This is a genomic window from Streptomyces sp. NBC_00250 (assembly GCF_036192275.1).
In the GTDB taxonomy this organism is placed as follows: Bacteria; Actinomycetota; Actinomycetes; order Streptomycetales; family Streptomycetaceae; genus Streptomyces.
Map to the genome: position 1 here is coordinate 4,967,163 of NZ_CP108088.1, position 19,612 is coordinate 4,986,774.

Annotated in this window: 18 protein-coding genes; 8 read left to right on the forward strand and 10 right to left on the reverse strand. The window is 72.6% G+C overall.

Annotated features, from left to right (window positions below):
* Positions 1-53: 53 nt before the first annotated feature.
* Complete coding sequence (locus OG259_RS22565) at positions 54-1,250, forward strand: cytochrome P450 (protein ID WP_328943905.1); 1,197 nt, start codon at positions 54-56, stop codon at positions 1,248-1,250.
* A 109-nt stretch (positions 1,251-1,359) separates the two neighbouring features.
* Here OG259_RS22565 and OG259_RS22570 read toward each other — a convergent pair whose 3' ends face one another.
* Positions 1,360-2,193, reverse strand: coding sequence for an alpha/beta fold hydrolase (locus tag OG259_RS22570; RefSeq protein ID WP_328943906.1), 834 nt, complete (start codon positions 2,191-2,193; stop codon positions 1,360-1,362).
* Between the two features lie 139 nt (positions 2,194-2,332).
* Here OG259_RS22570 and OG259_RS22575 point away from each other — a divergent pair, with 139 nt between their 5' ends.
* Positions 2,333-2,785 (forward strand): MarR family winged helix-turn-helix transcriptional regulator, encoded by a 453-nt coding sequence (locus tag OG259_RS22575; protein ID WP_328943907.1) that lies wholly within the window; start codon positions 2,333-2,335, stop codon positions 2,783-2,785.
* Positions 2,786-2,800: 15 nt separating this feature from the next.
* Here the strand turns inward: OG259_RS22575 and OG259_RS22580 are convergent, their stop codons facing one another.
* Entirely contained in the window at positions 2,801-4,375 is a 1,575-nt protein-coding gene (locus tag OG259_RS22580) for an ABC transporter permease (RefSeq protein WP_328943908.1), read from the reverse strand.
* A complete protein-coding gene (locus tag OG259_RS22585; protein WP_328943909.1) occupies positions 4,372-5,277 on the reverse strand; it encodes an ABC transporter ATP-binding protein in 906 nt (301 codons plus the stop codon). Before OG259_RS22585 ends, OG259_RS22580 begins: the two co-directional genes overlap by 4 nt.
* Before the next feature lie 84 nt (positions 5,278-5,361).
* Here OG259_RS22585 and OG259_RS22590 point away from each other — a divergent pair, with 84 nt between their 5' ends.
* Positions 5,362-5,877: a GbsR/MarR family transcriptional regulator gene (locus tag OG259_RS22590; protein ID WP_328943910.1), complete on the forward strand. Its 516-nt coding sequence runs from the start codon at positions 5,362-5,364 to the stop codon at positions 5,875-5,877.
* On the opposite strand, the gene OG259_RS22595 is transcribed toward OG259_RS22590, so the two are convergent.
* Complete coding sequence (locus tag OG259_RS22595) at positions 5,841-7,229, reverse strand: hypothetical protein (RefSeq protein WP_328943911.1); 1,389 nt, start codon at positions 7,227-7,229, stop codon at positions 5,841-5,843. The two genes, OG259_RS22590 and OG259_RS22595, sit on opposite strands and share 37 nt — an antisense overlap.
* 156 nt (positions 7,230-7,385) lie before the next feature.
* On the reverse strand, positions 7,386-8,201 hold the full coding sequence (locus tag OG259_RS22600) for a diacylglycerol kinase (protein WP_328943912.1): 816 nt from the start codon (positions 8,199-8,201) through the stop codon (positions 7,386-7,388).
* A gap of 142 nt (positions 8,202-8,343) precedes the next feature.
* Here OG259_RS22600 and OG259_RS22605 point away from each other — a divergent pair, with 142 nt between their 5' ends.
* Entirely contained in the window at positions 8,344-9,627 is a 1,284-nt protein-coding gene (locus OG259_RS22605; RefSeq protein ID WP_024760101.1) for an adenylosuccinate synthase, read from the forward strand.
* Positions 9,628-9,681: 54 nt separating this feature from the next.
* Here OG259_RS22605 and OG259_RS22610 read toward each other — a convergent pair whose 3' ends face one another.
* A complete protein-coding gene (locus tag OG259_RS22610; protein WP_328943913.1) occupies positions 9,682-10,512 on the reverse strand; it encodes an oxidoreductase in 831 nt (276 codons plus the stop codon).
* Positions 10,513-10,607: 95 nt separating this feature from the next.
* On the opposite strand from OG259_RS22610, the gene OG259_RS22615 reads away from it, so the two are divergent.
* Positions 10,608-11,516 carry a LysR family transcriptional regulator gene (locus OG259_RS22615; RefSeq protein WP_328943914.1) on the forward strand — a complete coding sequence of 303 codons (909 nt, stop codon included), beginning with the start codon at positions 10,608-10,610 and terminating at the stop codon, positions 11,514-11,516.
* Positions 11,517-11,525: 9 nt separating this feature from the next.
* Here the strand turns inward: OG259_RS22615 and OG259_RS22620 are convergent, their stop codons facing one another.
* Together OG259_RS22620 and OG259_RS22625 are read right to left on the reverse strand one after the other, a co-directional pair.
* Entirely contained in the window at positions 11,526-13,433 is a 1,908-nt protein-coding gene (locus tag OG259_RS22620; protein WP_328943915.1) for a serine/threonine-protein kinase, read from the reverse strand.
* A gap of 26 nt (positions 13,434-13,459) precedes the next feature.
* A complete protein-coding gene (locus tag OG259_RS22625) occupies positions 13,460-15,016 on the reverse strand; it encodes a substrate-binding domain-containing protein (RefSeq protein ID WP_328943916.1) in 1,557 nt (518 codons plus the stop codon).
* Between the two features lie 158 nt (positions 15,017-15,174).
* Here OG259_RS22625 and OG259_RS22630 point away from each other — a divergent pair, with 158 nt between their 5' ends.
* The 3 genes from OG259_RS22630 to OG259_RS22640 all read left to right on the forward strand — a co-directional run bounded on the left by OG259_RS22630 (position 15,175) and on the right by OG259_RS22640 (position 18,298).
* Positions 15,175-16,116: an NADP-dependent oxidoreductase gene (locus OG259_RS22630; RefSeq protein ID WP_328943917.1), complete on the forward strand. Its 942-nt coding sequence runs from the start codon at positions 15,175-15,177 to the stop codon at positions 16,114-16,116.
* 202 nt (positions 16,117-16,318) lie between these two features.
* A complete protein-coding gene (locus tag OG259_RS22635; protein ID WP_328943918.1) occupies positions 16,319-17,179 on the forward strand; it encodes an FG-GAP repeat domain-containing protein in 861 nt (286 codons plus the stop codon).
* Between the two features lie 198 nt (positions 17,180-17,377).
* Positions 17,378-18,298, forward strand: a complete 921-nt coding sequence (locus tag OG259_RS22640) for a glycoside hydrolase family 19 protein (protein ID WP_328943919.1) — start codon at positions 17,378-17,380, stop codon at positions 18,296-18,298.
* 143 nt (positions 18,299-18,441) lie between these two features.
* Here OG259_RS22640 and OG259_RS22645 read toward each other — a convergent pair whose 3' ends face one another.
* Both OG259_RS22645 and OG259_RS22650 read right to left on the reverse strand, forming a co-directional pair.
* The gene (locus OG259_RS22645; protein ID WP_328943920.1) at positions 18,442-18,897 is read right to left on the reverse strand and encodes a MarR family winged helix-turn-helix transcriptional regulator; all 456 of its coding nucleotides are present in this window, start codon (positions 18,895-18,897) and stop codon (positions 18,442-18,444) included.
* Entirely contained in the window at positions 18,894-19,505 is a 612-nt protein-coding gene (locus tag OG259_RS22650; RefSeq protein ID WP_328943921.1) for a DJ-1/PfpI family protein, read from the reverse strand. Before OG259_RS22650 ends, OG259_RS22645 begins: the two co-directional genes overlap by 4 nt.
* Between the last annotated feature and the right edge of the window lie 107 nt (positions 19,506-19,612).

Below are 19,612 nucleotides of genomic sequence, written 5' to 3' on the forward strand. Positions count from 1 at the left end.
GAGGTGCGCGTCGGCGGCTGGAGCGATTCAGGGCGTGCGGGTAGCGTCCGGCCATGGACGCTGTCGAGGCTGTTTACGACCCCTTCTCCCCGGAGTTCGTCGCCGATCCGTACCCCGCCTATGCGGAACTGCGGGCGGCGGGCCGTGCCCACTGGCACGGCCCGACCCGCCAGTGGCTGATCCCGCACCACGAGGACGTGTCGGCGCTCCTCAGGGACCGGCGGCTCGGCCGTACGTACACCCACCGGTTCACCCACGAGGAGTTCGGGCAGGAGGCTCCGGCCGCCGAGCACGAGCCCTTCCACACGCTGAACGACCACGGGCTGCTCGATCTGGAGGCGGCCGACCACAGCCGGATCCGGCGGTTGGTGTCGAAGGCGTTCACGCCGAGGACGGTGGAGAACCTGGCCCCGACGGTACGGCGGCTCGCCGCCGACCTGGTCGGGGGGCTGGTGGCGGCTGGTGGCGGTGATCTGCAGGCCCTGGTCGCGGAGCCGCTGCCGGTCGCGGTGATCGCCGAGATGTTGGGCGTCCCGGAGGACGACGAGGAGCGGGGGCGGCTGCGGCCCTGGTCGGCGGCGATCTGCGGGATGTTCGAGCTGAACCCCTCGGAGGAGACGGCCCGGCAGGCGGTCGAGGCCTCCGTCGAGTTCTCGGACTATCTGCGGGAGCTGATCGCCCGGCGGCGGAAGGAACCCGGGGACGACCTGATCTCGTCCCTGATCGCGGTGGAGGAGCTGACCGAACAGGAGATGATCTCCACCTGTGTCCTGCTCCTGAACGCGGGCCACGAGGCCACCGTGAACACCACGGTCAACGGCTGGTGGACGCTCCTGAGAGAGGGCGTGCGTCCCGATCCCGAAAAGTTGTCCACAGCTGTGGAAGAACTTCTGCGCTACGACACCCCGCTCCAGATGTTCGAGCGCTGGGTCCTCGACGACATCGAGATCGGCGGCCGGACCGTCCCGCGCGGCTCCGAGGTCGCCCTGCTCTTCGGCTCCGCCAACCGCGACCCCGCCCGCTTCGGCCCCACCGCCGACACCCTCGACCTCACCCGCGCCGACAACCCGCACATCACCTTCGGTGCGGGCATCCACTACTGCCTCGGCGCCCCGCTCGCCCGCCTCGAACTGACGGCGGTCTTCGGGGAGTTGCTGCAGCAGGCGCCGGGCATGCGGCTCGCGGCGGAGCCCGTGCGGAAGCCGGGGTACGTGATCAGGGGGTTCGAGGAGCTGCTGGTGGAGGTGTGAGCCGCGCCGGACGCGGGACGTCGTGCGGCGCGGGGCGTGGGACGTCGTGCGGCGCGGGGCGTGGGACGTCGTGCGGCGCGGGGCGTGGGACGTCGTCCCCGCCGGGCACTCATCGGGCGTCGGCGAGGACCTGGCGGAGGCGGGCCGCGTAGGCCTCCGGGTGGCTGGTGTTCCCGTTGTGGCCGCCGGGGAACTCCAGCAGGTCGCTGCCGACGAGCTCGGCCAGGGAGACCGCGCACTTGTGGTCGAAGACCGTGTGCGGGGTGGTGCGGCCGACGGCGGGGACGATCCGCGTTCCGGTGCTCGCCAGCGCGGCCGTGTCGAGCGTGTCGTCGACGATCGCGGTGAAGTCGTGCCGGATGAAGTGGTCGAAGTTGGCGAGGCGCCGGGCGTTCATCGGCTGGGGTGTCAGATCGGGTTCCGCGTCGGCGCCGGTGGGGTCGATGCCCAGCGTCCTGGCGATCTCCGGCAGCGTCGCCCGGAGGCCGTCTCGGCGGTACAGGTCCTGAAGGGCGGTCAGTTCCCGCTCGTGGTGGGTGCGCTCCCGCTCGGGGAGCAGGCGCGGGGCGACGGGTTCGTGGGCGACGAGGGTGGCGATCTGCCCGGGGTGACGTACGGCGGTGTGCAGTCCGATGACGGCCCCCAGGCTGCAGCCGAGCATGAGGACGGGCTCGTCGGTGAGGGCGGCGAGGAGGCGGTGGACGTCGTCGGCGTGCTCGGCCAGGGTCGTCCCCTGCTCCGGGGCGTCGAGCCGGCTGCGGGAGAGGCCGCGGCGGTCGTACGTGATCACGGTGTAGGAGTCGGTGAGCCGGGCGACGAGGTCGGTGCTGCGGTCGGCGTCGCCTTCCCCGCTCTGCGAGATCAGCAGCATCGGGCCGGTGCCCCGCACCTGGTGGTGCAGGACTGCTCCGGGAACGTCGAGCGTGCCTTCGGTCCTGGTCATGGTGGTCCCCCTGTGTGTGGGACGGGCTTCGTGCCGCGTCCTCCGTCCACGATATTCCATCGGATTGGATACATCAATCTAGATGCATCAACGTAGATGCATTGGTTTCGATGGATCGAGTTGGATGTACCTTGGCGGGGTGAATGCAGCCGAACTGTTCCTGCTGGGCCGCGTCCTGATGAAGATCGGCGAGGAGGCACTGCCCGAGCCCCCCGGCGGCGAGGGCCGGTACGCCGGCAGCGCCCGGCTGGTGCTGATCGTCGCCGCCGACATCGCCTCCCACCCCGACAGCGCCGTCGGCGAGATCGCCGCCCGGACGGGACTCCCGCAGAGCCAGGTGTCGACCGCCGTGGCCCGGTTGAAGGAGGCGGGAGCGGTGCGGGCCGTACCCGACCCCGCCGACCGGCGCCGCGTGCTCGTGCGCTCGGTCGCGGAGCGGTCCGAGCGGGTGGCGGAGGTGCGGGCCGCCGGGATCGACGGCGCGCTCGCCGCCGCGCTCGGATCCGACGACCCGCGGCGGCTGACGGAGGTCACCGAGGCGTTGGAGGTACTGGCCCGCGCCCTGATGCCGAAGGCGCAGTCCCGGACCTGAACCGTACGGACGACGTCAGCTCGTCATGTCCCGCCGCCGCAGCCCCGCCAGACCCGCCGCGACCAGGGCTGCCGCCAGGGCCGTGAGCGCCACGACCGGGGTCCGGACCGCCGCCTCCTGGCCCGGGAGCTTCGGCAGGTGGCCGAAGGGGGAGAGGTCGAGGGCCGCCTGCGGCAGGTCGAGCGCCGGGCCGACCCAGCCGAGGGCCAGGCAGAGCCCGGCCGCGCCCCAGGCGGCGGTCGCGGCCTTCGGGAACGCGCCCCAGAGGAGCACCGCGAGGCCCGCCAGCGTCCACACCGCCGGGAGCTGGACCAGCGAGGCACCCAGGACCGGGCCGAGGTCGTGCCCGTACGAGAGCGCCAGGCCGAGCCCGCTGAGGACCAGGATCAGGGCCGAGCCGCCGAAGGCGACGGCCAGGTGGCCGGCCGCCCAGCGGAGTCGGCCGAGTGCGTTCGCGAGGAGCGGTTCCGCGCGGCCGGAGGTCTCCTCGCCGTGTGCCCGCAGCACCGAGCCGACTGCGAACAGGGCCGCGACCATTCCGAAGAGGGACACCATGGTGGCGAGGAAGGCGTCCGTGAGGGCGCTCTGGCCGCCCATCCGCTCGAAGATCTGCCGGGCCTGCTCGTTGTCGCCGACGATGTCGGCCGCGCCCTCGACCATCCCGCCGAAGACGAGCCCGCCGAGCAGGAAGCCCAGCGACCAGCCGAGGAGGGTGCCGCGCTGGAGCCGCCACGCGAGCGCGCCCGCCGTCGCGAGCCCGCCCTCCGCCGGGCCCGGCCGGGTCGCGAGGAAGCTCGCGCCGACGTCACGACGGCCGGTCAGCGCGTACGCCACCGCCGTCTGGACCAGGGCGGCCGCGGCGATCAGGATCAGCACCCACCAGCGTTCGCCTGCGAAGGCGCGGACGTTCTCGGCCCAGCCGATCGGCGACAGCCAGGTCAGGACGGACGAGCCGTCCGCGGTCCCGGAGTCGCCCGCCGCCCGCAGGACGAACGCGAGGCCGAGGACGGCGCCCGTCAGTCCCTTGGCGAGCCGCGCGCTCTCCGTCAGCTGGGCGGCGAGCGCGGCCGTCGTCGCGAAGACCATGCCGGTGCCGCCGATCGCCAGACCGAGGGCGAGCGCCCCGGCGGCGCCCTGCCCGGCGAGCCCGGCCGTGACGACGAGGGCGACGGCGGCGTTGACGACGAGCGCGGCGAGGAGGGCGGCGGTGAGCGGTGCCCGGCGGCCGACCGCGCCGGCCGAGAGCATCTCCTGACGCCCTGTCTCCTCCTCCTCGCGGGTGTGCCGGACGACCACGATCAGGCTCGCGACGGCGGCGAGGACGGCGGCGAAGGTGCCGAACCGCCAGGCCACGAGCCCGCCGAGGGAGTCGCCGAACACCGGCCCGTACAGCGCGCGCATCGAGCTGTTGGCGGTCATGGAGGCGGCGGCCTCGGTCCGTTCGGCGGCCGTGCCGTAGAGCCCTTCGAGCGAGCCCGCGCCGCTCGCGACCAGGCCGCCGGTGACGAGCGCCCAGAGGGGGATCGTCAGCCGGTCGCGGCGCAGGGCGAGCCGGGTGAGGGTGCCGGTGCCGGTGAGGACGGCGCTCATCGCGCGGTCACCTCGTCCGTGTCGTCGGCGTAGTGGCGGAGGAACAGCTCCTCCAGGGTGGGCGGGGTGCTGGTGAGGCTCCGTACGCCCGAGGTGGTCAGGGAGCGCAGGACGGCGTCGAGCTTGTCGGTGTCGACCTGGAGCTTCACGCGGTGGCCCACGACGTCGAGGTCGTGGACGCCGGGGAGGTGGGCGAGGCCGTTGGGCGCGGCGGCGAGTTCGGCGGTGACGCTGGTACGGGTCAGGTGCCGCAGCTCCGTGAGCGAACCGGACTCCACGGTCCGGCCCTTGCGGACGATGCTGACCCGGTCGCAGAGGGTCTCGACCTCGCTGAGGATGTGGCTGGACAGGAGCACGGTCCGGCCGCGGTCGCGGGCCTCCTCGACGCAGCTCTGGAAGACCTCCTCCATCAGCGGGTCGAGGCCGCTGGTCGGCTCGTCGAGGACGTACAGGTCGACGTCGGAGGCGAAGGCGGCGACGAGGGCGACCTTCTGCCGGTTGCCCTTGGAGTAGGTCCGGCCCTTCTTGGTGGGGTCGAGCTCGAAGCGCTCGATCAGTTCGGCGCGCTTGGCCTTGTCGAGGCCGCCGCGCAGTCGTCCGTACAGGTCGATGACCTCGCCGCCGGAGAGGTTCCGCCACAGGGTGACGTCGCCGGGGACGTACGCGATCCGGCGGTGCAGTGCGACGGCGTCCTGCCAGGGGTCCTTGCCGAGGAGCCGGGCGGCGCCGGAGTCGGGCCGCAGGAGGCCCAGGAGGATCCGGATGGTCGTGGACTTTCCGGCGCCGTTGGGGCCGAGGAAACCGTGGACCTCGCCGGTCTCGACGGCGAGGTCGAGGCCGTCGAGCGCGTGCGTGCGCCCGAAGGACTTGTGCAGCCCGGCGATGCTGATTGCCTTCGTCATGCTTCAGAACGTACGCTCATTTCACAAAGTTGTGAAGTTAAGGAAGCGTATAAAGTCGGGGCGGCGGAGCGAGCGAGGGAGACGATGACCGGCATGACGACCACCGAGGGCAGCACGGCAGGCGACGACGAGGCCGTGTCCCGCTTCGTGGAGCGGTTCGCCGCCGAGCTGACGGAGGCCGGCATGCAGCGCATGGCCTCCCGCGTCTTCGCGGCGCTCCTCGCCTCGGAGACCGCCTCCATGACCTCGGCCGAGCTGGCCGAGCAGCTGAGGATCAGCCCCGCCGCCGTCTCCGGCGCGATCCGCTACCTCAGCCAGGTCAGCATGGTCAGCCGCGAGCGCGACCCCGGCACCCGGCGCGAGCGGTACGTCCTCCACAACGAGCTCTGGTACGAGACCTTCACCCGCCGCGACCAGGTCCTCACCCGCTGGGAGAAGGTCCTCCGCGACGGCTCCGAGCTGCTCGGACCGGACTCGGCGGCGGGCGCGCGCACCGCCGAGACGGCCGAGTTCTTCGCGTTCCTCCAGCGGGAGATGCTGGAGATCATGGACCGCTGGAGCGCCTACAAGGCGGCCCGGGGAGCCGAACCCTCCTCCTGACGGGCCAGAGCGCCCATGGGCGGGGCGAGCCGGGCGAGGAGCGCGGCGCCCTCCTCCCCGCCCGCCGGCCGGTACGGCCCCGCCGGCCACAGCGCGCGCCCCTCGAACCGCGGGACGACGACCGGCAGGCCGTCGGCGGAGAAGTCGCGCCAGCCGCGCAGCTCGACGGTCCCGGTGGGCTCCGACGGCAAGCCGAGCCACGGGTGCTTGGCGGTGCCGGGCGGCATCAGTGCGAGAAGCCCCTCGGGCACGTCGTGCGGTCCGCCGCAGGTGGGGAAGACGACCAGAACGGGAACCCCGTCCTGCGGGTCGTGGAGCAGGACGTACCGCCGCGGGACCGGTACGGGCGAGTGCGCGGCCCGGGCCATCAGCCGGACCGCGGGAATCCCCCGGGTCAGCAGGCGGTGGCCGGAGTACGCGAGTGCCGCGAGCCCCACGATCGCCACGAGGAACAGCCTCATCAGGCCGCCCCCCTCCGGCCGGATGCCCGCCGCGACGGCCGCTGCCGCGCAGACGGCCAGCGCCACCAGGACCCGGCCGACCCCGGCGGCCCGCCGCAGGCTCCGCACGCGCCACCACGCCACCTCGCGGACGTCCGCCTCCGGTCGCCGGGAACGGATCCGGGTCCGGGTGCGTGCCACGGCCTGCCGCCCGGCGTGGGCCGCGAGCCGCTCGTACGTCGGGGCGCCGGACGTGTCGGACTCGGGCCGCTTGACCAGGCTCACGCGGGGGGCCGGAACGGTGGTCGAAACCGGATCCGCGACCTCGGGCACCTGGACCCGCACCTGCGGCTGGACGGGGGTCGCCCGCTCAAGGAGCCCGGTCCGCGCGGCCTGCTCCACGATCCGCTGTCGCGCCCGCCGATGCTTCACCGGCCTGGTCCAGATCAGCGCCCCGCCGCCGGGCGGCGCGAGCACCCCGCCCCTGGTCGGGTCCCCGCACCACCACATCACTCCGTCGGGGCCCGGCCGCAGCGGCTCGTACCGCTGCCGCATCGCGACCACCTCAAGCGGCCACAGCCCGTCCCCGGCCGGGGAGCGCAGCACGACGGCCTCGGTGCTCCGCATGTCCCGCACGGCCACCGCGGCGTGCGCCGACCAGGCCCCGGAGCCGAGGACGCGCCTCATCCGGCGCGCCAGGGCCCAGGAACCGGCGCCGGCGCCGGCCACGAGCACGCCCAGGGCGACGAGCGCGCCGATCAGGTCGTCCGCCCAGGACTCCCCCGGTGCCACGAGCGCGACCCCCGCGGCGGGGACGAACAGGACGCACCCGCTCGTCATCACCCCGGTCGCTCTTCGCCCGTACCGGTCCAGCGCCTTCGCCGTCTCCGGCAGATCCAACGCCCGTGCCATCACACATCCCCCGTCACGCATGCCGTTCACCCCACGCGTGACGTTAGAACGGTTGCCCTACCCGGCACCAGTCCTGCCGTCACCGGCCTGGCTCCGCGACACGATCAGCCGCGGGGCAGGGTCAGCCGCGGGACAGGGTCAGCCGGGGGGCAGGGGTCAGCCACGGGGCAGGGGTCGGTCCCGGGGCAGGGTCAGCCCCCAGGCGTCCGCCCTGGCCGTCCAGGTGCGGCGGCGGACCGGCCCCGTGACGCGGCCGTCCGCGCGGTAGCGGAAGTCCGGGCCCGAGACCGTGAGGACGCGGGCGGTCGTGTGCCGGGGCGGGGCGGACGAGGGGAGGACGACCACCTCGGCGGCACCGCCGACCGAGCGGACCGAGACGCCCTCCACCGGCGTGTCCACGTCCGCGAGCAGCACCCCGTCCGCCTCCACCCGCAGCCGGTGGGTGCGGACCGCGAGGGCCGTGGGCGCCGGGCGGACCAGGGTGCGGACCAGGGTGCGGCAGGTGCCCCAGACGGTCGGTGCCGTGGACGCGAGGGCGGGTACGCCGGGGATGCGGAGGTCGCCGAGGACGACGCCGTCGCTGTCGTCGACCAGCAGGTCCAGGCGTCGCACGGCCCCGTCGAGGACGGCCCGGGCGGCCGCCGGGGTGGAACGCGGCACGCCGAGGGCGTGGGCGATTTCCAGGGCGCCGGGGGTGCCGATCGGGACGAGGGAGAGGGCCCCCTCGGCGAGCTCCCGCTCGCGGTGGAGGAGGGCCACCGTACGCAGCAGGGTCCGGTCGTCCCCGAGCACCACGGGGCGTCGGGAGCCGCGCCGGGCCAGGGCACGGGAGAATTCTTCCGGGCTGTCCGGCAGGCAGATCTTCGCTTCCGCGCCTGCGGACAACACATCTTTCGCGATCCGTACGGACTCGCCGTCACTTCGGCGGGCGACCGGGTCGATGACCACCAGCAGCTGGTCGTGAGCCGACACCTCGGTCCTTCCTCGGGTAGCATCTTTGTGCAAGAGCCCCTTGCGCTATTGCGCCAGGGGCTTCGTCTATTCCGGGGCACACCGGTGAGGCGGCCTCGGCCCCTGACCTTGGACATGCCCCACCCGGAAGGGGTGTACGCCTGTGCCCGCACTTGTGCTGCTCGGTGCTCAGTGGGGTGACGAGGGCAAGGGAAAGGCCACCGACCTCCTCGGTGGATCCGTTGACTATGTAGTGCGTTACCAGGGCGGCAACAACGCCGGCCACACCGTCGTCGTCGGCGACCAGAAGTACGCGCTGCATCTTCTCCCTTCCGGAATCCTGTCGCCGGGGTGTACCCCGGTGATCGGAAACGGTGTCGTCGTCGACCCGGCGGTCCTGCTCTCCGAGCTGAGCGGACTGAACGAGCGCGGCGTCGACACGTCGAAGCTCCTGATCAGCGGTAACGCCCACCTGATCACCCCGTACAACGTCACCCTCGACAAGGTGACGGAACGGTTCCTCGGCAAGCGCAAGATCGGCACCACGGGCCGTGGCATCGGCCCGACGTACGCCGACAAGATCAACCGCGTCGGCATCCGGGTCCAGGACCTGTACGACGAGTCGATCCTCGTCCAGAAGGTCGAGGCGGCGCTGGAGGGCAAGAACCAGCTGCTCGCCAAGCTGTACAACCGCCGCGCGATCGACGCCGCGCAGATCGTCGAGGAGATGCTCCAGTACGCGGAGCAGATCAAGCCGTTCGTCGCGGACACCACGCTGATCCTGAACAACGCGCTCGACGAGGACAAGGTCGTCCTGTTCGAGGGCGGCCAGGGCACGCTGCTCGACGTCGACCACGGCACGTACCCCTTCGTCACCTCCTCGAACCCGACCGCGGGCGGCGCCTGCACCGGCGCCGGCGTGGGCCCGACGAAGATCAGCCGGGTCATCGGCATCCTCAAGGCCTACACGACCCGTGTCGGCGCCGGCCCGTTCCCGACCGAGCTCTTCGACGCGGACGGCGAGGCCCTGCGCCGCATCGGCGGCGAGCGCGGCGTGACCACCGGCCGTGACCGCCGCTGCGGCTGGTTCGACGCGGTCATCGCGCGCTACGCGACCCGGGTCAACGGCCTGACCGACTTCTTCCTCACCAAGCTCGACGTGCTGACGGGCTGGGAGCAGATCCCGGTCTGCGTCGCGTACGAGATCGACGGCAAGCGCGTCGAGGAGCTGCCCTACTCGCAGACCGACTTCCACCACGCGAAGCCGATCTACGAGATGCTCCCGGGCTGGTCCGAGGACATCACCAAGGCCAAGACCTTCGCGGACCTGCCGAAGAACGCGCAGGCCTACGTGAAGGCCCTGGAGGAGATGTCGGGCGCCCCGATCTCCGCGATCGGCGTCGGCCCCGGCCGCACCGAGACGATCGAGATCAACTCGTTCCTGTAGCGGCACCCCAAGGGCCCGCACCCCGTACTCCGGGGTGCGGGCCCTTGGCCTTGCTCAGACGTCCAGCTTGGTGTCCCGCCCGACCTTCTCCCAGGTCGTGAGGTCGTCACGCACCTGGTCCAGGTGGCCGAGGATCGTGTCGATCGAGTCGTCGCCGAGGGCGAGGCGCAGGGGTGTCTTCTCCGCGTCGAGGGCCTTGACCACCGCGGCCGCCGCCTTGGCCGGGTCGCCGGCCTGGGTGCCGCCTCCCGTCTCCACGAAGGATCGCGTCGCGCCCACCGTGCCCGTGTAGTCGGGGATGCCGTCGCCGCTCAGGCTGTGGTTGCCGAAGAGGCTCGTGCGGAAGGCGCCCGGTTCGACGATCAGGACGTCTATGCCCAGCGGGCGTACCTCCGCGGCGAGCGCCTCCGACATGCCCTCCAGGGCGAACTTGGTCGCGCTGTACGCGCCGAAGCCCGCCATCGACATCTGGCCGCCGACGCTGCTGAGCTGCACGATCGCGCCCGAGCGGCGGGCCCGCATGTGGGGCAGGACGGCGCGGGTGAGGGCGGCGGGGCCGAAGACGTGGACGTCGAAGAGGGAGCGCAGTTCGGCGTCGGAGGTCTCCTCGACCGAGCCGACGTGTGTGCGGCCCGCGTTGTTGACGAGGACGTCGATGCGGCCGTGCCGCTCCGCGACCTCCGCGACGACCCGGTCGACCGCCGCCGTGTCGGTGACGTCCAGGGCGACCGGGTCCACCTGGTCGGGGTGGGCCGCGACCAGGTCGTCCAGGGTCTCGGTGCGGCGGGCGGCGGCGACCACGACATCGCCGGCGGCGATCGCGGCCTCGGCGAAGGCGCGCCCGAAACCGCTGTTGGCGCCCGTGATCAGCCAGACCTTGCTCATGTCCGTACTCCCTTGGTGATTCGTTCTCGGTGACACAACAAGCCTGTTCCATAAGGGCTTTGGCCGTCCAAGACCTTCCGTGATAACCCATGGGCATGACGATCACCGACGTCCACCTGCGCGAGCTGCGGTACTTCCTCGCCGTCGCGGAGGAGCTCCACTTCACCCGGGCCGCCGAGCGGCTGTACGTCTCGCAGCCCGCGCTCAGCAAGCAGATCCGCGCCCTGGAGCGGCAGCTCGGCGGCCCCCTCTTCGACCGTGACCGGCAGGGCGTCGCCCTCACTCCCGTGGGTACGGCCCTGGTGCCGCACGCCCGAACCCTGCTCGCCGCCTGGCAGGAGGGCCGCGAGGCGGTGCGGCGGGCCCGGGAGGCGGCGAGCGGCACCCTCGTCGTCGGGATGAGCACCAGCCCCGGACGCGGCGGGCTGCTGCCCGCGATCCGCTCCCGGTTCACCGAGGTCCACCCGGAGGCGGTGCTCAGGCTGCGTCAGGTGGGGTGGGAGGACCCGACGGCCGGGCTCGCCGACGGCGTGAGCGACGTGGCGTTCGTCTGGCTGCCACTGGCCGGGGAGGAACGCTTCCGCTGGGTCGTCGTGGCCGCCGAACCCCGGCTCGTCGCCCTCCCGGAGACCCATCCGCTGGCCGCCCGAGAACGCCTGGACTTCGCGGACCTCCTCGACGAGCCGTTCCTCGCCCTCCCGGACACGGGCCCCGAACTGCGCGACCACTGGCTGGCGCTGGACTCCCGGGGCGGCCGCCCACCGATCATCGGCGGGGAGATCGCCAGCGCCGACGAGACGTACGAGGCCCTCGTCGGAGGTCTCGGCATCTGCCTGGTCGCGGCCGGCAACGCGCCGCTGCTCACCCGGGGCGGTGTCGTCACCCGCCCCGTCGACGGCGTCGCCCCCAGCTGCTTCGTCCTCGCCTGGCGCGCCGACGACACCCGCCCCCTGGTCGACGCGTACGCCCGCGCGGCGGCCGAATTCGGCCTTCGTGAGACCTGAGGCAGCCGACTACTGCGACCGGTGGTACTCGTTCGGTTCGCCGTCGAGCATCGGGTAGACGAGCAGCCGGTCCTTGCCGTTCTGCTTGTCGACGAGCAGGTAGCGGGAGAGGCCTTCCTGGCATTCGCGGTCCCAGGCGTTGGTGTCCCGGGTGGCGGGGCCGACGATCAGGAGGTTGCCGACGCCCGCGAGGACGGCCGTGGTGCCGCAGGACCAGTCCTCGTCCATGATCACGCCGTCGACGGTGCGGGGATAGCCGTCGAGGGTGCTGATCACGGGGGCGCCGACCGGGCCCTGGGTGATCGTCACCCGTGAGGTGAAGCGGTCGTCGTTCTCGCCGTAGATCTCCGGTGCCGGGATGCGCGACCAGTTCCCGAGGAAGCGCGCGGGGACGACGTCGGTGCCGGTGGGGGCCTTGCGGAGGGTGGTCTTCACGGTGCCCGAGCTCCACTCCAGGACGTCGGGGGAGCGCAGGGTGAGGGTCTGGTGGGCGGCGGGGACGCAGCGCTGCGCGGGCACGCTGGTCGTCACGTCGGACTCGCCGAGGACGACCTTGTCCTCGTCGGCCGAGACGAGCCGGGAGCGGCCCATGCACAGGCGGTTCTCGGCGACCTGGACGTACACCGCGTTCTTGGCGCCCGCCTCGCCTTGGGCGATCTCGATCCGGGCCGTCTCCCTGGGGTGGTCGGGGGAGCCCTGGACGACGCCCTCCCAGGCGCCGAGGAAGGCGGCCGGGACGATCCCGGCGGGCCCGGCGGAGGTGGTGCCCGGCGTGGAGCCCTGGCCCCGGTTCTTCTGACCGCCGTCGCCGCTCCTCCAGTCGGGCCAGAAGGTGTACGCGGCGGAGGCCGCGGCCACCACCGCGAGCGCCGCCAGGCCGGCGACCAGGGCGGTGCGGCGCGGGCGGCGGGCCGGGGGCCGGGGCGCCGTGGCGGCGGTGGACGGCGGGGACGTGGACGGCAGCGGGGTGGGCGGGGTCGGGTCGCCGGCGGCGAGGGCGCCCGCCCCCGTTCCGGTCGGGCTCTCCGTCTCCGCCTCCAGGAGCCGGGCCGCGTGGCGCCCGAGCCGGGCGAGGACGTCCGCCGGGAGCCACGGATCGGGGACCGACAGGGTCTCGGCGATCTCGGCGGCCGAGGGCCGGCCGGCCGCGTCCTTGGCGAGGCAGGCCCGGATCAGCCCGGACAGCTCGGGCGCGAGATCCGTCAGGTCGGGCTCGTCGTGGGCGATGCGGAACATGGTGGCGTGGACGCCGCTGTCCGCCGTGCCGAAGGGGGAACGGCCGGTCGCCGCGTACGCGAGGACCGAACCGAGGCAGAAGACGTCCGACGCGGGGGTGAGGCGGTCGCCCCGCACCTGCTCGGGCGACATGAAGCCGGGCGAGCCGACGACCGCCCCGGTGGTGGTCAGACCGCCGCCGTCGGCGATCGTGTCGACGGCACGCGCGATGCCGAAGTCGATGATCTGCGGGCCGTCGACGGTGAGCAGGACGTTGGACGGCTTGAGGTCGCGGTGGACGAGCCCGGCGGCGTGGATGTGGACGAGGGCGCGGGCGAGCCCGGAGGCCAGCCCCTTCACGGTCGTGGGCGGCAGCGGCCCGAACTCGTCGCCGACCACGGCCCGCAGCGAGGGCCCCGGTACGTAGCCGATCGCCACCCACGGCGAGTCGGCGTCGGTGTCGGAGCCGAGGACGGGCGCGGTGCCCGTGCCGCCGACCCGTTCGAGGGAGGCGACCTCGCGGGCGAACCGGCGCCGGAACTCCTCCTGGGCGGCCAGCTCGGCGTGCACGACCTTCACCGCGACGGTCCGTCCGCCGGCCGAACGCGCGAGGAACACCCGGCCCATCCCCCCGACGCCGAGGCGGCCGAGCAGACGGAACGGGCCGATGCTGACCGGGTCTTCCGCGTTCAATGGCTCCACGTCGTCAGAGCATGCCAGACCGGGGATCAGCCGTCCCCACAGATCCGCAGCCCCTTCGGGGTGGAGCAGGGCAGATGCCCGTGGGTGCGGATGACGTCCTGGCCGCTGCCCCACCGCAGATAGGTGAGGAAGCTGGAGGTCAGCGAGTCGGCCGGCGGCTCGCCCCAGGTGTAGGCGTACTCGATCTCCCGGTACGGGTAGCTCGACTCGCCTATCTCGTCCAGGACGGGCCTGCGACCGTCGACGGCGACCCGGTGCAGGCCCTTGAGGCCGGTGCCGTCACGGAGCTCGGTGTACCCGATCGCGCCGGGCAGCTTGGCCACGGTGGACAGGACCTGTTCGGTGGAGTCGAGTTCGCAGCGGACGACCTCGGACTCGGGGTCGTTGCTGTGCTCGCAGTCCAGGGAGGAGTTGGCGGGTTCGTTGCGCCCGAGGACCCGGCGCTGGAACACCTCCCTGGTGCCGGAGTTCGCGTCCCTGCTGACCAGCAGGATCGGCTGGTCCATGCTGGTGATCAGCTCGCCCCAGTTCTTGATCTCGCCCCGGTAGATGCGGCGGATCTGCTCCAGGGCCAGGTTGTCGACGGGCACCCCGTCGTTGAGGACGAGGGTGAAGAGGGAGACGGCGACCATGCTCTCCCGCAGCTGCGGGAAGCCGCCCGGCTTGCGCCCGTCGGACAGGGCGATGACGGCGGGGGAGCCCTGGGCGGTCTTGGCCCCCTCCTCGGCCAGCCGCCGGATGCCGGACGTCGACCCGTGCGCCTCCACGCGCACGGTCGCGCCCTCGCAGTCCTTCTCGTACTTCTTCGCGAGTTCCCGTACGACGGGCGCGAAGGCCGTCGACCCGGTGACGGTGAGTTCGCCCTTGGCGCAGCCGATGGGCGGCGGGGTCTGCTCCCGGACGATGATCGCGGCGAGGGCGACCACGCAGAGGGTGAGGACGACGGTGACGTTCCGCGCGACCCGGCTGAAGACGGGCGGCTTGTCGTCGGGGGTCGTGCTGTGGTTCACGTGGACGACGCCTTCGGCGATGTTGCCGTGGACCGAGACGGGGCTGCCGATGGGGCCGCCGGTGAGCAGCACGAGCAGTTTGTAGTGGGCGCCCCGGTTGAGCGGCACCTTGGGCAGCACGATGGAGGTGGCGCCGTCGGCCGGGCCGTCCCAGCTGTCGGGGAAGTGGGTCAGCAGGCCGGGGTGGTCGGGGGCGGTCACGACGATCGCCTTCACGCGCCGGATCTTGGGTTCCTCCGTGCCGAAGACCACCGTGAGCCCGTGGTCGTCACCGTCCGTGTAGTGCTCGCGGGTGAGGGCGAGGGCGCCGTCGTTCTCGATCCGGAGCAGGACGAGGGTGCCGTCGGACAGGCCGGGGGTGGCGTTGAAGAACCCGCGCCGGACGGTCCCGCCGGGGCCGGTGACGGCGCTGTGGGCCGCCCGGGTGCCGATGGCCGTGTCGAGCTGGACGCGGTAGCCGATCCGGCGCTGGTGCGGCACGCGCCGCTCGTACCAGACGGCGCCGGTGGAGACGAGGACACCGAGGAGCGCGGTGACCACGGCGATGAGGTTCTCAGCGGTAAGCCAGTCCACCCGCGCGACGGTACGGACGTGTGTGCGGTTACGAGGGGTACGTCGCTTCCCGCCACCTGGAATTCCTCCTTCCGTCAACCGGGCCACCAGAGGTTGCCCGGGGCTGCGGAGCGTGGGTGTAATGGCGACGAGGGGGCCTTCAGTCTGAGGAGTACCCCATGCGTGTCGTCGAAGTGACCGCCTACGGCGGACCCGAGGTCCTCAGAATGGCCCGCCGGCCCGAGCCGGAGGCCGGGGCCATCCCGGGCCGGGTGCGCGTGCGGCTCAAGGCCGCCGGTGTGAACCAGGCGGACCTGAGGATCCGGGCCGGCTACTACGCCGACGCGGTCGGCACGCTCAAGCCGCCGTTCGTCCTGGGGACGGACTTCGCGGGAAGGCTGCTCGATCCGGTGCCCGGAATGGCGGCGGGCACCCGGGTGGCCGGCACCATCCCCTGGTACACGCTGCTCACCGGCGAGGGCACGTACGCCGAGGTCGTATCGGTCGATCCGGAGTGGATCGCCCCGATCCCGGAGGGCGTGGACTTCGCCGACGCCGCGTCCGTCCCGCTGGCCTCGGCCACCGCCCAGCAGGGCCTCGACCGGCTCGCGCTCCCGGCGGGGGCGACCCTGCTCGTGACCGGGGGGAGCGTCGTGGTGGGCCGCTTCGTGATCCAGCACGCGCATGCGGCGGGGCTGCGGGTCGTGGCTGTCGCCCACGAGGGCGACGAGAGCGAACTGGAGAACCTCGGCGCGGACCACGCCGTCCCGCGCGGCACACCGGTGGAGGTGCTCGCCCGGGTGGCCGAGGTCGTCCCGGAGCGGGTGGACGGGATCTTCGACGGGGCGCTCGTCGGCGCGGCGCTGTTCCCGGCGCTGAAGGACGACGGCGTCTTCGTCGCCATCGCTCCCGACCGGGTCCCGGCCGCCGAGCGGAACATCCGTGTCGAGGCCGTCCGGGCCCAGCCGGACGCCGCCCGGCTGAAGGAGACGCTGGAGAAGGTGGCGGCCGGCGAGCTGGTCACCAGGGTGGCCGACATGATGCCGCTGGAGGAGGTCGCGGAGGCACACCGGCGCGCGGAGGCGGGCCACCGGCCGGGCCGGATCGTGCTCCTGATCTGACCGGGCCCCCTGGAGGGAATCCACGCCCCTCTTCACTCCCCCCTTCACTCCCCCCTTCACCCCCCCGGGACGGCTCCGGGGCGGCAAGTCGCCGCCCCGGAGTCGTTCTTCGCGGTTCGGCTCGTTTTCGAACCTGTGTGGCAGGATTCCAAGATCAGCGGCGTGTGAAGTGCGCCGCTGGAGAGTCCCAGGGGGGATTTTGATGAACATCGTTCGACGCAGTCGTGCGCTCAAGGGCGCGCTCGTCGCCACTGCCGTCGCGGTCGCGACGGCGACCGTGGCCGGTACGGCCTCCGCCGCCGGTGCCGGTACCGCGGAGCTGCCGGTGCAGCCCACCTTCGAGATGTACGGCGCCAACAAGCAGACGCAGGAGCTTCAGGTCTGGTTCCCCGTCGGCAACGGCGGCTTCGAGACCGTCGGGCCGCTGGGGAACGTCTCCGACATCGCCGACATCATCGTCGCCGACAACGACAACGACGGGCACGGCGAAGCCGAGTGGACCGTCTACAAGAACGGACGGCTGGACTTCTGGTCGCCCGACAGCGGCTCCGAGGACACGGACGTCGTCGGCCGGGGCTGGAACATCTACGCCACGGTCCTCTCGCCCGGCAACATCGGCGGGGCCAAGCAGGCCGACCTGCTCGGTGTCGACAAGACCGGCGTGCTGTGGAGCTACCTCGCCTACCCGAACGGCACCCTCACGCCTCGCGTGCGGGTCGGCGGCGGCTGGAACACCTACAGCCAGATCGCGGGCCAGGGCGACCTGACCGGCGACGGCAAGCCCGACGTCGTCGCCCGTGACAAGACGGGTGTTCTGTGGCTCTACAAGGGCACGGGCAACTACAAGGCCCCCTTCACCGGCCGTACGAAGATCGGCTCCGGCTGGAACACCTACGACCGGGTGCTCTCGACCGGTGACATCGACCTCGACGGCAAGGCGGACCTGCTCGCCCGCAAGTCGAACGGCGACCTCTTCCGGTACCCGGGCACGGGCAACGCCTCGGCTCCGTTCAAGGCGCCGGTCCGGATCGGCGGCGGATACCAGAAGTTCAACCTCTTCTAGTCGTACCCGTCCCACCCGCGTGGTGACCGGATGACGGCGGCCCCGGGCCTCGGAACTCCGGGCCCGGGGCCGCCTCTTGCGTTCCCGGGGCAAGTGGAACCCCCATTGTCACAACTTCAGGTCTAGACCTTGACAGGTCCAGACCAATAGCGCTTCGCTGTGCTTCCCCGACCCGGCCCCACCCGGAAGGAAGCACGCATGCTGCGTAAGTTGGTCACCTCACTGGCCGCGCTCTGTACGGTCGTCGGACTCGCCGTCCTGTTCCTCCCCGCCGCCTCCGCCGGCGCGGCGGCCGCCTGCGCGGCCGCATGGAACTCCTCCAGCGTCTACACGGGCGGCATGACGGCCTCGCACAACGGCCACAACTGGTCGGCCAAGTGGTGGACCCAGAACGAGACTCCCGGCACGACCGGCGAGTGGGGCGTCTGGGCCGACCAGGGCGTCTGCGGCGGCGGGCCCACGACTCCGCCCACGACCCCGCCCACCACCCCGCCGAGCTCCGGATTCGTGGTCTCCGAGGCCCAGTTCAACCAGATGTTCCCGAGCCGGAACCCCTTCTACACGTACGCGGGCCTCACCGCCGCCCTCAAGTCGTACCCCGGCTTCGCCAACACCGGCAGCGACACGGTGAAGAAGCAGGAGGCCGCGGCCTTCCTCGCGAACGTCTCCCACGAGACGGGCGGCCTCGTCCACATCGTCGAGCAGAACACGGCCAACTACCCGCACTACTGCGACGCCGGCCAGCCCTACGGCTGCCCCGCCGGCCAGGCCGCCTACTACGGCCGCGGCCCCATCCAGCTCTCCTGGAACTTCAACTACAAGGCCGCCGGTGACGCCCTCGGCATCGACCTGCTGAACAACCCCTGGCGCGTCGAGCAGGACCCGGCCGTCGCCATGATGACCGGCCTCTGGTACTGGAACACCCAGAGCGGCCCCGGCACGATGACCGCCCACAACGCCATGGTCAACGGCGCCGGCTTCGGCCAGACCATCTGGGCGATCAACGGCAGCCTGGAATGCAACGGCGGCAACCCGGCCCAGGTCCAGAGCCGGGTCACCAAGTACCAGCAGTTCACCCAGATCCTGGGCGTCCCCGCCGGGTCGAACCTGTCCTGCTAGTCGGCTACCGCCAAGCGACGAAAACGCTCCGGGCGACGGGCTCCACGGCGAACGTGGGCCCGTCGCTCCGCTCTTGAGGAGCGCCGCGACCCAGCTGTTCGGCGGCGTGTCCCGACCGCCCGGCTCCGGCAGGTCGTCGGGGCCTACGGGTGATCGGCCTCGACGGCATCGAGCGCCGCCGACAGCCGGTCCAGCACCCGCACCGTCTCGTCGAAGGCCTCCTGGCCGCCCAGTTCCCGCAGGAGCGCGGCGGCCAGTTCCGCGTGGCCCGGCCCGATGCGGGCGATGGCGGCCCGGCCCGCCTCGGTCGGGGTGAGGAGCTTGGCGCGGCGGTGGGCCGGGTTCGGTTCGTAGACCGCGAGTCCCTCCCGTACGAGCAGGTCCGCGATCCGCTGGACGCTCTGCCGGGTGATGCCCATGACCCGGGCGATCCCGGCGACCGGGAGGGGTTCCGGGAGGACGGCTCCGAGGACCTGCCACCAGGCGGCGGTCAGGCCGGCCGGTTCGGCCAGCTTCTCGGAGACGGCGAGGAACTGGCCGTTGAGGCGGAAGACGCCCAGGGCCGTGCGGGAGAGGGCGTCCTGCGGCTCGCGGCTCATGAGTTCAGCTCGACGAACGCCGCCGGGTCCGAGTCGTGGAAGAGGCGGTACCAGGCGTCCCGCTTGCCCTCGTACGCGCCGAGCGCGGCGAAGACCTCGCGGGCGAAGGCGACCGGCTCCGTCGGGCCCGCCGTGATCAGGTCGCCGGTCCCGGCCTCGCCGCCGGAGGTCACCGCGTCCGCGTCGACGTAGTGCTCGCCGCCCTTGTAGCCGGTGGCGGCCAGGTAGAACGAGACCGCGCCGGTGTGCGGGCGGTCGTCGAGCAGGCCCTCCTTGGCGAGTCCGGCGGTGGCGCCGCAGATCGCGGCGACCGGCACCCCGGCGTCGAGGAAGGTCCGGGCCGCGGCCGGGAAGGCGGCGAGCTCGTCTCCCTCGTCGTACTTCTCGGCGCCCGGAAGGATCAGCAGGGCGCTGTCCTCGGGGCGGAGGTCGGCGAGCGCGAGGTCGGGGACGATCCGGATTCCGGCGATCGTCGTGACGGGCTCCCCGGCGACCGGGCCGACGGTCCTGACCGTGTAGCCGGCGCGGGCGAGCCAGGCGGTGGCGTGGCCCGTCTCCCAGTCGGCGAGGGTGTCGTAGACGGCGAGGTGGACGGTCTTCGTTCCCATGGCTGCTCCCTCGGCTGTTCCCAGGACTTCAATGACAACAGACTGTCATCTCGACAGGATGCTGTCAAGTAATCGGCCTCGGGAAGCAAGGTGTCGCGTCCGCCCCG